The organism is Aliagarivorans taiwanensis DSM 22990 (assembly GCF_000429505.1).
Classification (GTDB): Bacteria; Pseudomonadota; Gammaproteobacteria; order Enterobacterales; family Celerinatantimonadaceae; genus Aliagarivorans; species Aliagarivorans taiwanensis.
The window spans coordinates 100,742-114,393 of record NZ_AUBZ01000006.1; the positions used below are offsets into that span (position 1 = coordinate 100,742).

13 protein-coding genes are annotated in these 13,652 nt (G+C 55.3%); 7 read left to right on the top strand and 6 right to left on the bottom strand.

From position 1 onward, the window contains the following. Positions 1-177: 177 nt before the first annotated feature. Positions 178-975, top strand: coding sequence for a hypothetical protein (locus G462_RS0106065; protein WP_035476892.1), 798 nt, complete (start codon positions 178-180; stop codon positions 973-975). A gap of 39 nt (positions 976-1,014) precedes the next feature. On the opposite strand, the gene gppA is transcribed toward G462_RS0106065, so the two are convergent. After that, entirely contained in the window at positions 1,015-2,505 is a 1,491-nt protein-coding gene (gene gppA / locus G462_RS0106070; protein ID WP_026958207.1) for a guanosine-5'-triphosphate,3'-diphosphate diphosphatase, read from the bottom strand. A gap of 12 nt (positions 2,506-2,517) precedes the next feature. Beyond that, entirely contained in the window at positions 2,518-3,792 is a 1,275-nt protein-coding gene (gene rhlB, locus G462_RS0106075) for an ATP-dependent RNA helicase RhlB (RefSeq protein ID WP_026958208.1), read from the bottom strand. Between the two features lie 335 nt (positions 3,793-4,127). Here rhlB and trxA point away from each other — a divergent pair, with 335 nt between their 5' ends. The 6 genes from trxA (at position 4,128) to fre (ending at position 9,364) form a co-directional block, all read left to right on the top strand. Next, entirely contained in the window at positions 4,128-4,454 is a 327-nt protein-coding gene (gene trxA / locus G462_RS0106080) for a thioredoxin TrxA (RefSeq protein WP_026958209.1), read from the top strand. 192 nt (positions 4,455-4,646) lie between these two features. Continuing rightward, on the top strand, positions 4,647-5,912 hold the full coding sequence (gene rho, locus G462_RS0106085) for a transcription termination factor Rho (RefSeq protein WP_026958210.1): 1,266 nt from the start codon (positions 4,647-4,649) through the stop codon (positions 5,910-5,912). Positions 5,913-5,965: 53 nt separating this feature from the next. Next, positions 5,966-6,865 carry a hypothetical protein gene (locus G462_RS0106090; protein ID WP_157378565.1) on the top strand — a complete coding sequence of 300 codons (900 nt, stop codon included), beginning with the start codon at positions 5,966-5,968 and terminating at the stop codon, positions 6,863-6,865. Positions 6,866-6,896: 31 nt separating this feature from the next. Then, a complete protein-coding gene (gene ubiD, locus G462_RS0106095) occupies positions 6,897-8,363 on the top strand; it encodes a 4-hydroxy-3-polyprenylbenzoate decarboxylase (RefSeq protein WP_026958212.1) in 1,467 nt (488 codons plus the stop codon). Positions 8,364-8,368: 5 nt separating this feature from the next. Then, on the top strand, positions 8,369-8,653 hold the full coding sequence (locus G462_RS0106100) for a 2Fe-2S iron-sulfur cluster-binding protein (protein ID WP_051326564.1): 285 nt from the start codon (positions 8,369-8,371) through the stop codon (positions 8,651-8,653). Between the two features lie 15 nt (positions 8,654-8,668). Beyond that, complete coding sequence (gene fre, locus G462_RS0106105; RefSeq protein ID WP_026958214.1) at positions 8,669-9,364, top strand: NAD(P)H-flavin reductase; 696 nt, start codon at positions 8,669-8,671, stop codon at positions 9,362-9,364. A 64-nt stretch (positions 9,365-9,428) separates the two neighbouring features. Here fre and G462_RS0106110 read toward each other — a convergent pair whose 3' ends face one another. Genes G462_RS0106110 through hemC form a run of 4 tightly spaced genes read right to left on the bottom strand, consistent with a single transcriptional unit; the run spans position 9,429 to position 13,410 of the window. Next, on the bottom strand, positions 9,429-10,595 hold the full coding sequence (locus G462_RS0106110; RefSeq protein ID WP_026958215.1) for a heme biosynthesis HemY N-terminal domain-containing protein: 1,167 nt from the start codon (positions 10,593-10,595) through the stop codon (positions 9,429-9,431). After that, complete coding sequence (locus G462_RS21875) at positions 10,595-11,740, bottom strand: uroporphyrinogen-III C-methyltransferase (RefSeq protein ID WP_051326565.1); 1,146 nt, start codon at positions 11,738-11,740, stop codon at positions 10,595-10,597. Before G462_RS21875 ends, G462_RS0106110 begins: the two co-directional genes overlap by 1 nt. Positions 11,741-11,754: 14 nt before the next feature. Further along, positions 11,755-12,483, bottom strand: coding sequence for a uroporphyrinogen-III synthase (locus G462_RS21880; protein ID WP_051326566.1), 729 nt, complete (start codon positions 12,481-12,483; stop codon positions 11,755-11,757). Further along, positions 12,484-13,410, bottom strand: coding sequence for a hydroxymethylbilane synthase (hemC, locus tag G462_RS0106125; protein ID WP_035476896.1), 927 nt, complete (start codon positions 13,408-13,410; stop codon positions 12,484-12,486). It lies immediately after the preceding gene. Positions 13,411-13,652 lie beyond the last annotated feature (242 nt).

Genomic DNA, 13,652 nt, shown 5'->3' on the forward strand with positions numbered 1-13,652 from the left:
GATATACGGGTATAGCTCGGTAGCTATGTTTGGAAGGCTCCGCATTATAGCGGATCTGCCGCCAATTTAAACGCTTAGCCCGGTTTAGTCGGGCGCGAATCCTGACACATCAGGTTGGACCACCGTCTGAACAGTCTTATATCAACTACGCTCAGAGAATCGGAGTCAGGAGGTCTTATGCACAAAGCTTTCGGTTTATTACTGTTTTTACTGACCTTTTCGGTTCAGGCTAAGCAAGTTACCTTGGTATTGCCCTCCTACTCGGATGAGTCTCACCTCTACTATCATGAGCTGCTCGAACAAGCATTGCTGGCTGCCGGGCATGAGGTGGTGATCACCACCCCCTCACTTCATTTGCCACAAAAACGCGCCGAATCGATGCTGTATAACAACCAACTGAGTTTGGTGTGGTTGCTGCACTCTGAGGAACGGGATAACAGCGAGCAGTTGGTCTCGGTGCCGGTGGACCTGACCAATGGGCTGATTGGCCATCGGGTATTGCTGATACCACCCGCTGACAACGACAGCTATCGCTTTGTGCAGACTCTCGACGATTTTCGCCAGCTCGACAAGACCGGTGGCTTTGGCAAGAACTGGTTCGATGTGGCGGTGTGGCAGGCCAACGACCTGAACGCGCTGGAGGTGGATGGCGAGTGGCGTCGCCTGTATAAGATGGTGGCCAACCGTAAGCGCGGCATTGATTACTTCTCACGTGGCTTTACCGAGGTGATCAACGAATCGCTGCAGCACCCCTACCTCTCCATCGAGCCCTATCTGGTGTTGGTTTATCAGCGCGACTTCCACTTTTATCTGCCTGCCGAGCAAAAAGAGTTGGCACAGTTACTGACAGAAGCCTTGGAGCAAGCACGTGACAGCGGCTTGATGGACAAGCTGATTGAAGAGTACTGGTTCGATGATTTTAAGCTGCTTAACTTTAAGCGTCGGGTGCGGATTGAGCTGGCGACGCCCAAGTAGCCTATCAGTGGCTACTCGGCGCGTGCCCGAAAGGTGTGCTTAACAAAGCCCTTCCATGAAACTCAACGGTAGGTCGTTGCTCAGTTGCTCAGAGGCTTCTAACTCCAGCTCCGCTGCACGTAGCGGGTGATCTTCCATCCACAAGGGCGGGAAGTTAAGCCGCCAGTCATCGCCGGCTTGAGAGAGGTTAACCTTGGGTACACTCTCGCCGGTGCGGCGCATGCAGACGATAATGGCAATCCGCAACAGGCGCGCCAAACAGATGGCTTCCTCTTGGGCGATGGCCCGTTGCTTTTCCAACACTTCGAGCTGCAAAGGCCCACGCTGGTTGAGCATCAGGCAAGACAGCAGGTGCTGCTGAGCGGCAGTAAAGCCGGGAAGATCGCTGTGGTCGAGAATGTAGGCGGCATGCTGTGGCGCCTTCTTAAACTCGATGTTCAACCCCACCTCGTGGAACATCGCGGCCCACTTGAGCAAGCTGCGCGCTCGCTCACTTAAGCGCGGTTGCAGCTGACTGGCCAACTGCAGGGCGCAGTCGCGTACCCGCTTGGCGTGGGCGGCATCGATTTGGTGGCGTTGCACAAAGCTGTCGGCGGTGCGCTGGCGCACGCTGCTGGTTTCACTCTGACTAATCAGGCTATAGGCCAGCCCTTCACGTAGTGCGCCGCCGGCCAGGGTCAACCCTTCGATGCGCAGTGCTTCAAACAAGGCTATCAAGATAGCCAGCCCCGGAGCGAACACTGGTTTGCGTTCATCCAGCAGACCGGGAATATTGATATCATCGATATGTTCGAAGGCGAGAAGTTGCTGTTTAATGCCCCGCAGCTTCTCCATGGTCAGCCGCTCATCCAGCCCTTGTGTTTGTACCACTTCTTGTAGCGCCTGAATGGTGCCGGAGGCGCCGACGCAGGTCTTCCAGCCAAGGCGGCGATAATCACTCACCACCGGTTGGATGATCTGCTTAGCTGCCGCTTCAGCTTGCGCAAAGGCGTCGCTGCTGAGCTTGCCGCCGGGGAAGTGGTTATTCAGCCAAGTGACACAGCCCATATCCAGGCTGGTCAGCAGTTTGGCTTCGCTCTGCTCGCCCACCACTAGCTCGGTGCTGGCGCCGCCGATATCAATCACCAGTCGCTTGCCTGAGCCACTGCTGGTAAAAGCCACGCCACGGTAGATCAGGCGGGCTTCTACTTCGCCGCTGATAATCGCGATATCGTGCTGCAGGATTTTTTCAGCTTGTTCGAGAAACTGTTGGGCGTTATTGGCTTTACGCAGGGTGGCGGTGCCGACGATGCGGATCTGCGCCGCCGGGATATCGCGTAACTGCTCGGCAAACATGCTTAGGCATTGCCAGCCTCGTACCATGGCGTCGTGGCTGAGAGTGCCTTGCTCATCCAATCCCGCGGCCAAGCGCACCTTGCGCTTCACCTTGGAGATTGTCTGGATAGAACCGTGCAACTCGCGGACGATCAACATATGGAAACTGTTCGAGCCCAAGTCGATCGCCGCGTACAGAGGACAACTTCCTGTCACTAATTCCTGCTCCTAATGACGATTACGCCGTGGCGCAGAATGTCCTTTGCTGCGTTGTCCGCTACGAGAGTTCATCTGCTTGTTGCGGTGAATGCGCTTCGGTGCAGGCAAGTCGGTAAGCAAAGCATCATGACGATACTTGGTTTCCGGAATGGAGTGCTTGATGTAATCCTCGATGGCCGGCAGATTGAACACGTACTCTTCACAGGCCAAGCTAATAGCGTGGCCGCTAGCGCCAGCTCGGCCGGTACGACCGATGCGGTGAACGTAATCTTCGGCATCGTCGGGCAGGTCGTAGTTGAACACGTGCGACACCAGAGGAATGTGCAAGCCACGGGCGGCTACGTCGGTGGCAACCAAGATGTCTAGCTCACCTTTGGTAAATTGCTCAAGGATCTTCACGCGCTTGCGCTGCGGAATATCTCCGGTGAGCAAGCCTACGCGGTGTTTATCAGCAACCAGATGTCCCCAGATATCTTCACAGCGGTGCTTGGTATTGGCGAATACAATAGCGCGCTCTGGCCAATCTTCTTCGATTAGCGTTTGTAGCAGGGCCATCTTGTCATCGTTCGAAGGGTAGAACAGCTCTTCGACGATGCGCGCACCGGTCATCTGTTCTGGCTCGATCTCGACATGCTCAGGGTCGTTCATGTGCTCGAACGCCAGCTCCTGCACTTTGTGTGACAGGGTTGCCGAGAACAGCATGCTCAAACGCTCGTTGGCGGCAGGCATACGACGGAACAAGTAGCGAATGTCTTTGATAAAGCCCATATCGAACATGCGATCGGCTTCATCTAGCACCACGGCTTGAATCGCGTTCAGGCTGAATGCGCCTTGCTTGAGGTAATCGATGGTACGGCCAGTGGTGCCGATCAGGATATCAACACCCTTCTCGAGCATCGCTTTTTGGCTGTCATAACCTTCGCCCCCATAAACCGCACCCGCAGTAATACCGGTGTGTTTTGATAGCAGTTTGGCGTCGCGGTGGATTTGGAGTGCAAGCTCGCGTGTTGGGGCGAGGATTATGGCGCGTGGTTGATTCGGTTTGCGCCCTTCGACTTCCGCAGTGCTAATCAGGTGGTTATAGGTAGCGACCAAAAAGGCCAGGGTTTTACCGGTACCGGTTTGTGCCTGGCCTGCAATGTCTTTGCCTTTAAGTAAGATCGGCAGGCTTTGGGCCTGGATCTTGGTGCATTGGTGATAGCCGTGCTGTTCTAAAGCATTAAGAACTTTCTCTTGTAGCGGAAAGTCGGCGAACCGTTGTTCTGTAAGATGTGTTTTGCTCATGGCGTAAGCATATCACAGGTCGTTTTATGCACCACCCTGCTGTCTGTATTAAATGCCGAGTTTTCTACTGTTGGATGGGGCAAGGGCGACTTCGCTAGGTGTTTTTGCTTGGTGCCGCCGATTTCGCTTATAGCACTTAGGCTTAGCTTAGGCGGGAATTGAATCAATCGATGCTTGAATATTCCGCCTTGATCTCGTGAAATGGGTCCCCATATATACCCGAGCGACCTCAAGATGCAGGATTTAGAGGAGCTGGAAAATCTAGCTGAACAAGCATCTTAAGGCTTTTCGGGTATAGCAATACCTTAAGCAACGAAACCAAGTGGAGTCCGCCAATGAGCGACAAAATTATTCAGCTTAAAGATGAGAGCTTTGAAGAAGACGTAGTCAATGCGTCTACACCGGTATTGGTAGACTTTTGGGCTGAGTGGTGTGGTCCTTGTAAGATGATTGCACCAATCCTCGACGAAGTCGCCGATGAGTACCAAGGTAAAGTGGTCGTCGGTAAACTCAACATTGATCAGAATGCAGAAACCCCACCAAAGTTTGGTATTCGCGGCATTCCGACCCTGTTGCTGTTCAAAGACGGCAAAGTAGCAGCCACCAAAGTCGGTGCCCTGTCTAAAGCCCAATTGACCGCCTTCCTCGACGAGAACATCTAATCCATAACTGTGAGCAGGCTTACATTGCTAGGCCTGCTTTTGTTGGATCTTTCTGCACAATAGTGCTAGTTTAAAACGGAAATTGTCTTAAGCCCTTTGGCTATCCCATGGCCGACTAGCGAGTCCAGAGCTTTCCTTTGCATCTATACGACCCTGTGCGTCAGCCTATCAATCTAACTAACACTCACCATTATGAACTTAACTGAGTTAAAAAATACGCCCGTCCACGAGCTGATTGCGTTGGGCGAATCCATGGGTTTGGAGAATCTGGCCCGTCTACGCAAGCAAGACATCATTTTCTCTATCCTAAAGGCTCACGCTAAAAGCGGTGAAGCGATCTACGGCAACGGAGTACTGGAGATCCTACAGGACGGTTTCGGTTTTCTACGTAGCGCAGACAGCTCTTACCTAGCCGGCCCTGACGACATCTACGTATCTCCAAGCCAAATCCGCCGTTTCAACCTGCGTACTGGTGACACTGTTGAAGGTAAAATTCGCCCGCCTAAAGAAGGCGAGCGCTACTTTGCCTTGCTGAAGATTGGTCAGGTTAACCACGACAAACCGGAAAACTCGCGCAACAAGATCTTGTTCGAGAACTTAACCCCGCTACACGCTGCGTCTCGCTTGCGTATGGAGCGTGGTAACGGTTCTACCGAAGATATCACTGCTCGCGTATTGGACTTGGCATCGCCCATCGGTAAAGGTCAACGTGGCCTGATTGTGGCGCCGCCGAAAGCCGGTAAAACCATGTTGCTGCAGAACATCGCCCAGAACATCAGCTTCAACCACCCTGAGTGTGAACTGATCGTATTGCTGATCGATGAGCGCCCGGAAGAAGTAACCGAGATGCAGCGTTTGGTACGTGGTGAAGTGATTGCCTCTACCTTCGATGAGCCAGCCAGCCGTCACGTACAAGTGGCCGAGATGGTTATCGAAAAAGCCAAGCGTTTGGTTGAGCACAAAAAAGACGTGGTCATCCTGCTGGACTCGATTACCCGTCTGGCTCGCGCTTACAACACCGTGATCCCTTCCTCTGGTAAGGTACTGACCGGTGGCGTTGACGCTAACGCCCTGCATCGTCCAAAGCGTTTCTTCGGTGCTGCGCGTAACGTTGAAGAAGGTGGCAGCCTGTCGATCATCGCTACCGCGCTGGTAGACACCGGCTCGAAGATGGACGAAGTGATCTACGAAGAGTTCAAAGGTACCGGTAACATGGAACTGCACTTGAGCCGTAAGATCGCCGAGAAGCGGGTTTACCCAGCTATCGATATCAACCGCTCGGGCACTCGCCGTGAAGAGCTACTGACCACCTCGGATGAGCTACAGAAGATGTGGATCCTGCGTAAGATTGTCCACCCAATGGACGAAACCGGCGCCATGGAGTTCTTGATCGACAAGCTGTCGATGACCAAGACCAACGACGAGTTCTTCGATGCCATGAAGGCGCAGAAGAAGTAGTTGAGAAACTGGCCGCTCCCGCGGCCAGTGTTGTATTCGGGCGGTGGTACGGAATGCGTCGTTGCATCATAGGGATACTAAGTTGCTGGCTGAGCAGCCAAGCCTTGGCTGCCATGGGACCAACCCAGCCGGAATCGGTGATTGCCGCACGGGTGCCGCCTTTATTGGTGGAGCGCAGCGTAAAGGCACTGTTAGTTAACCAGCCCGCCTGGGTCGACGAGCTATTACTCCACCTGTCACCAGAGCATCGTGAGCAGCTGCTGTATGAAGTGCTCGGTGGCCTGCACTACACCGGTCATGTGCCCGATCAAGTGCTGGAAAACTGGCTACTCGCCAAATCCATTACCACGCCATTGCTGCGCGATTCACATCTGGCCGATGGCTATGAGGTGATCTTGCCGCGCTATGATTATCCGGCCTTGGCGCGCAGCATCCTGCACCAGTATCATTCTTCACAGCGGGTGGGTGAGATCACCAGCGAGCTGTTGCGTGATGACTTTCACTGGTCACTGATCTTTCGCCCCAACAATCCTTTTATCGATAGTCAGCAGGCCGACGTGCTAAAAGCGCTGGCGGAATTGACCCCGGCTCAAGCGCGCTATACCTATCAAAGCCTGCCTGACTCGCTGCACTTTGCCGACAACGCTGTGCCGTTTGCGCTCGCGCGGCGCTCAGAAGATCCCAGCCTGATTTTGCAAGTGCTGCAACGCCCGGTGGATAATCATACCCGTTTACTGCTTGAGTGGGTCTCGCAGCATTATCCGCCGGAGCAGGCCTTGGCGCTGCTGGTCAATGCAGCGGAGAGTATCGATGTGCGCTATTTTGCCTTTCGTAGCATCGCCCTGTTGGGAGGAGCTTATCCGCCTGCGGCCCAATACATGTTGGAGCAGTTTCGCAGTGAGGAAAACCATCAGTTAGCGGCAACCGTTATGGTAGAGCTGCAAAGCCGCTAAACTAATTACCGGAAAGGAACCGGATAAATCCATGAAATATAAAGACCTAAGAGATTTTATTGCACTGCTAGAAGCGCGCGGAGAACTCAAGCGTATCTCTGTGGAAGTCTCCCCCGAGCTGGAGATGACCGAGATCTGCGACCGCACCCTTAAAGCCGGTGGCCCGGCGCTGCTTTTCGAGAACGTTAAGGGCCACGATATGCCGGTGTTGGGCAACCTGTTTGGCACGCCAGAGCGGGTGGCCTTGGGGATGGGGCAGGACTCGGTGGCAGCGCTGCGAGAAGTGGGCACGTGGCTGTCTTACTTAAAGGAGCCGGAACCACCGAAGGGCTTCCGCGAGCTGATGGACAAGCTGCCGATCTTCAAACAAGTGCTGAACATGCCCACCAAAAAGCTTCGCTCTGCGCCCTGTCAGGAAGTGGTGTTAACGGGCGATGAGGTAGATTTAGACAAGCTGCCGATCCAGACCTGCTGGCCCGGTGATGTGGCGCCATTGGTCACCTGGGGACTAACTGTCACCCGTGGTCCCTACAAAAAGCGCCAGAACCTTGGGATCTACCGCCAGCAGAAGCTCGCCAAAAACAAGCTGATTATGCGCTGGCTGTCCCACCGTGGTGGTGCCATCGACTATCGTGAGTGGCAGGAAAAGTACCCGGGTAAACCCTATCCGGTGGCCGTGGCATTGGGGGCCGATCCTGCAACCATCTTGGGAGCGGTAACCCCCGTACCAGATACCCTGTCCGAATACGCCTTTGCTGGGCTATTGCGTGGCAGCCGCACAGAAACGGTCAAATGTGTGAGTAACGATCTGGAAGTGCCGGCTAGCGCCGAGATTGTTCTGGAAGGCTACCTGCAGCCTGGCGAGACAGCACCCGAGGGGCCATATGGTGACCACACCGGTTATTACAACGAGGTGGACGAGTTCCCGGTGTTCACCATCACCCATGTAACCATGCGCCAACAGCCAATCTACCACAGCACCTATACCGGCCGCCCGCCCGATGAGCCAGCGGTGTTGGGCGTTGCGCTCAATGAGGTGTTTGTACCGATCCTGCAAAAACAGTTTCCAGAGATCACTGACTTCTATCTGCCTCCAGAGGGCTGTTCCTACCGCATGGCCGTGGTGACGATTAAGAAGCAGTATCCCGGACACGCCAAGCGAGTGATGCTGGGGGTTTGGTCGTTCCTGCGCCAGTTTATGTATACCAAGTTTGTCATTGTCTGCGATGACGATGTAGATGCCCGGAACTGGCAGGATGTAATCTGGGCGATTACCACCCGGATGGACCCGGCACGCGATACCACCATGATCGAGCATACTCCCATCGATTACCTCGACTTTGCCTCTCCGGTTTCAGGCCTGGGATCGAAAATGGGGATGGACGCCACCAACAAATGGCCCGGTGAAACCGACCGTGAATGGGGCCAGGTGATTGAGATGGATCCCGCAGTAAAACAGCGGGTTGATAGTATTTGGCAGCAATTGGGCATAGACTAGGCCTGATGGAAAATGAACATCGGATCCGGCTGACTAAGTCGGGCACTGTACCATCCGTTTGTGAGTTTCTGGCTAGGGAGAGCGAAACCATCTTGCAAGCGGCGCTTCGTCAGGGGGTAAAATGGCCCCATCGTTGTCGAGCGGGAGCCTGTCTGAGCTGCGCGGCACGCGCCTTTGAGGGTGAGTGGGCGTATCAAGTGGAGCCGATGTTAAGCCAGCATGAACAGAGCCAAGGCTGGCTGCTAGCCTGCATAGCCCAAGCGCGCTCTGATCTACATATTTTGCTTTGAGGGAAGTGAGGAAGCATGAAGCGAGTGACTTGTAAGGTGGTATCGGTTGAGCCGATCCTCGACGACATCTTTAACATAGAACTAAAACCAGAGTCGCCACAAACCTTTATCGCAGGGCAATACCTGCAGATGGTCATGGCGGAAGATGACAAACGGCCGTTCTCTATTGCCAGCTCGCCAGAACAGACCGATCTTATCGAGCTGCATATCGGCGCACCAGAAACCAACTCCTATGCCCGTCAGGTCATCGAGAAGCTACAGCACAGTGGCGAAGTTGAGATTGAGTTGCCTTTCGGCAAAGCCGGCTATCGTGTCGACAGCGCACTGCCGTTGTTGCTGATGGTGGGCGGCACTGGCTTTGCGTATGCCAAATCCATCGTTGAACATATCATCGACACCGAGCAGGATCGCAAGATCTACTTGTACTGGGGTGGTCGCAACATGGGCGGGCTGTATCTCAATGAGCTGGCCTATCAATGGCAAGAGCTGGACCGCGTGCACTTCGTACCGGTACTAGAGCACGCGGTGCCACAGTGGACTGGTAAACGCGGTCTGGTACACGAAGCGGTGCTGGAAGACTTTGAAGATATGAGTGGGCTAGAGGTTTATATCGCCGGGCGCTTTGAGATGGCGGCGTTGGCGCGTGAAGCCTTTGCTGCCCGCGGCCTACCCGCCGAGCAGCTCCATGGTGATGCCTACGAGTTTATCTAAGGCTCATTTAAACTAGAAAAAGCCGCTCGATTGAGCGGCTTTCTTTTATGTGCTGGCTAAGGGCTTAAGCCAAGGCCTTGCGATAGAATTCCACCGCCTGTTCGGGATCGGCCTGCTGGTGTTTCACCTCGGCCATCAGTTGATAGGCCTTGGTTGAGGGCTCTGTTTCCAGACAGCGACTTAACGCGTTTTCTGCTTCGCTCAGCTGTTGTTGCTCAAGATAGAGCTTGGCCAAGGCCAGCAGTAGTGGTGGATAGTCACCACAGCGTTTCTCCAACTTAGCCAGCTGTTGGATCAGCGGGTAGGGGTCTTCCAGTTCCAACTCTGAGGCTACTTCAAACAACAAACTGTCTGCCGAGCTGGTTAGCAGCGAACCAATCAACTGATAGGCGCCGTTGCTGTCGCCGGCTTTGATAAGCGCCCGGGTGGCGGTGGCGGCAATCAGTGCATCTTTCTTTTGCTTACGCGGCATGCGATTCCAGTAGTCGGCTACCTTGTCGGCGCCGTCATTGGTGGCCAGCGCGTCAAACAGCGCCTGATAGCTGCGTTTGCGCTCGGCGTTTAGTTGTTCACTATCAATCAAATGCAGCTTATGGGCAGAGGGCAAAATATCCAGATACTGCTGCCACATGGCCAATTCGGGATAGATCTGCAGCAGCAGGCGCTTGGCACTGGCGCTATCGATAGTTGACTGGGGTAGCTGTTGTAAACTGCCCAGCGCTGCTTGATGGTCGCCTTGCTGAAGTTGTAGGCGAGCCTGAGTGAGCAGTACCGCCTCGTCGCTGTCGCCGAGCTGGCTGGCCTTCTCAAGATAGGCATCGCGCTTGGATTGTTGCCCTTGGTTGGCGGCGGCCTCGGCAGCGGTCAGGTAGTTGAGGGCAGGCAGCTCGCTGTGTTGTGCCGCCTTGGAGACCAGCTTCTCGGCATGCTGATAGTCGCCCTTCATCATTGCCATCAGGCCCTGCTGGGTATGGCTTTGGGCACGGTGGCGACGCTGACGTCCCCACCAGTTGCCAGAGCGGCTGATACTCAGCCAGATAATCCGCAGCAGCCACAGGCTGAACACCAGTGCGCAGAACAGGATAAACAGAAAGAAGATCGCGCTGGTGACCGACATCTCGATGGTGTAGTCGTTAAACGCAATCAGCACATAGCCTTTGTTACCTGCCAGCTGCGGGCCGAGGGCTAGCCCCAGTGCAAGCAGGCAGAGCAGGATCAGCACCTTAATCATTATTGACCCCCTTCAGCCAGCGGCTCGCGGATCAGCCGTTGCTCGCGCTGCTTAATGGCTTGCTCGGCGGCGGCCAGGCTCGCTAGAGCGTCAGGAACCTCGACCTGAATATCGAGGGTTTGCAGCTCGCGCAGATCGCTGATCAAGGCCTCAGCTTGCGCATTCTGGGTAAAGTACTGGCCGATCCACTGCTCAGCGCGGGCCAGCTTAGCCTTGAATAGCTCACCTTGTTGGCGGAACAGCGCTTGCTCGGCTTGTTGCAGCTGCAGCTTGAGGTTTTCATTTAGATACCAAGCGTGCTGTGGCTCGATCAGCGCCTCGACCTGGCCGTCGCGGCGGCGCACCGTGACAAAGTTTTCGCTAAAGCGTTGCCAACTCTTGGCGAGGTTTTCCTGCCAATCGGCGGCGCTGTCGCTCAGCGCTTGGTCTTGTTCCTCTAGCGCTTCGGGCAGCTCAATGGCAGCCAACTGCAGCGCTTCTACTTGCTCCAGCATGCTTTCCAGTTTTAGGGCGATACCGGTGCGATCAACCAGCGGCAGTGCCTGTATGGTTTGCAGATCTTGGGCGATTGCTCGACGCAGCGTGAGCAGATGCGGGTCGTTAACCACCGCGAGTGAGGCATCGGCTTCGCTGAGTAACATGCTGGCGGTGGCGCTGTCTTGCTCCAGCCACAGCTTGTTGGCGGCCAACTGCAGTAGGTAGTTGGCTTCGTTGAGGCGCCAGTGGTTGGCATCTTTGACATTCATTAGAGCCAGCGCTTGTTGCAGGTCGGCGGCATCTTGGCTGGCACTTTCCAGCTGTTGCTGGAAGCCATCTATGGTGCTTTGCTGGGCTTCGATCAGGGCGTTGAGTTGTTGAAGACGCTGTTGGTCCTGCTGCTGCGCTTCGCGATATTGTTGCTCGCGGGCATCTTGGCTGGTGTTAAGTAGGCGCATCTGGGTGCCTTGCTGCTCTTTGAGCTCGCTGAGCTGCCAGTAGCCAAGGCCTGCCAGCGCCAATACCAAGATAATGGCAATCACCGCCAGAATGACTGGAAGCAGTGATTTGGACTGCTTTTTAGGGGCCGAGTCGCTCTTCTCAGACGCAGTCGGGGCAGCAGGTGCTGATGCGTCGGTTTGACTTTCGCTGGGTAGGGTCTCGTTCATTGTTATTCCTTTTACTAAGACAGCTTCGTCAATGCCTGGGCAAAGGCCTGATTGGAGGCGCCTTCACTGAGCACTAAATGATTAAAGCCCAATGACTTGGCGAAGTCTACTAGACGTTGGCTGGGTACCAGCAAGTGGCAGGCTCGCAACCAGCTTTGAAAATCGGCGTTGTCGGACTGTGCGACAAGTTGTTTTAACAGCTCGCCGCTACTGACCACCAAGGTATCGATGTTTTGTTGCCATTGTAGTCGCTGCGCTGGGGAGTAGCGTAGCCCTTGCCGCTGGTAGCATTCCACATAGCTCACTTGGGCGCCTTTGGCCCCTAGCTGCTCTGCCAGCCACTCGCGCCCGGTGTCGCCGCGTAAGATAATCGCCCGCTCAATCTGCTGGGTCGCCAGCAATGCCAACATCCCCTCGCTGTTTTGCTGTGCGGGATAAACGGCGTCCACCCCCCACGCTTTCCAACGCTGGGCACTGGCTTGGCCAACCGCTAAAAAGTTGAGGGCCTCGGGCCAGTCGAACTTAGCTTGCTCGCGCCACTGCTCCACCGCATCGACCGCATATTGGCTGACGGCTATTAACCAAGTGTTGCTAGAGGTGTCGATGCTATGTAGCTGGGGGAAGCTATCATGGGGATGGATCGCTTGCATTGGCGCAAAGGTCACCGCGTAGCCCAGCTCACGCAGCAGCGCACTGCACTGCTCGCCGTGGTGCTGAGGGCGGGTGACCAACACGCCGCGCATCTAGCCGTAGACCTCAGCCAAGATCTTATCGGCTCCCGCGCTAAGTAAGCGCTCGGCGAGGGTTACGCCCAGTTGCTCCGCCTGTTCGGTGGGGCCGTGGATCTCATCTTCAATCACCCTGGAACCGTCGACGGCGCCGACGAGGGCGCGCAGGCGAAGCTGGCTGCCATCGAGCTCGGCAAAGCAGGCAATCGGTACCTGACAGCCGCCTTGCAGGCGATGGTTTAAGGCGCGCTCAGCTTTAACTCGAATTGCGGTGTTGGCATCGTTTAGCGGCGCCAGCAATGCGTGAAGGCGCGCATCATCGCTGCGGCACTCAATCCCAACCGCGCCTTGGCCACCCGCGGGTAGTAAGGTGTCGGGCGAGAGGTAGTCGGCGATACGCTGTTGCATCTCTAAGCGCAGCAGGCCGGCACTGGCCAAGATAATGGCGTGATACTCGCCAGCATCAAGCTTGGCCAGGCGGGTGTTCACATTGCCGCGCAGATCTTTGATTTGTAGGTCAGGATGCAGCTTAAGCAGTTGGCACTGGCGGCGCAGGCTGCTGGTGCCGACGACCGCGCCTTGCGGTAGTGCATCGAGGCTGGCGTAGTCGTTGCTAACAAAGGCGTCGCGCGGGTCTTCGCGCTCGCAGATGCAGTACAGGCCCAAACCATCGGGAAACTCCATCGGCACATCTTTCATGGAGTGCACTGCAATGTCTGCTCGGCCATCGAGCATGGCGTTTTCCAACTCTTTGAGAAACAGGCCTTTACCGCCGATCTTGGCCAGTGGGGTGTCGAGGATCTTGTCGCCCTTGGTGCTCATCGGCAGCAGTTCGACGCTGAGACCGCTGTGTTCGGCTTCCAATCGGGCTTTAACAAACTCGGCCTGCCACATGGCCAAGGGGCTTTTACGGGTGGCAATACGCAGGGGGTTCACAAACACGCGTCTCCATTTAATGCATGTTTTACAATGCCTTCAGGGTATCACTGGCGAGCCGCTGGCCCAACCGTCTTACCCGGATTCCCGTGCAAAATTGGCGGCTGGCTTAGGCGATTTTTACTCGCCAGGCACAGCCCTGCTTGGAGTAGGGTTTTAGTTTACCGGTGATGCGTAGAAGTGTTAACATGCTCACATTTCATACGTTATATAGACTTGCCCAACACTCTGGGCGGGTTAAAGAGTAC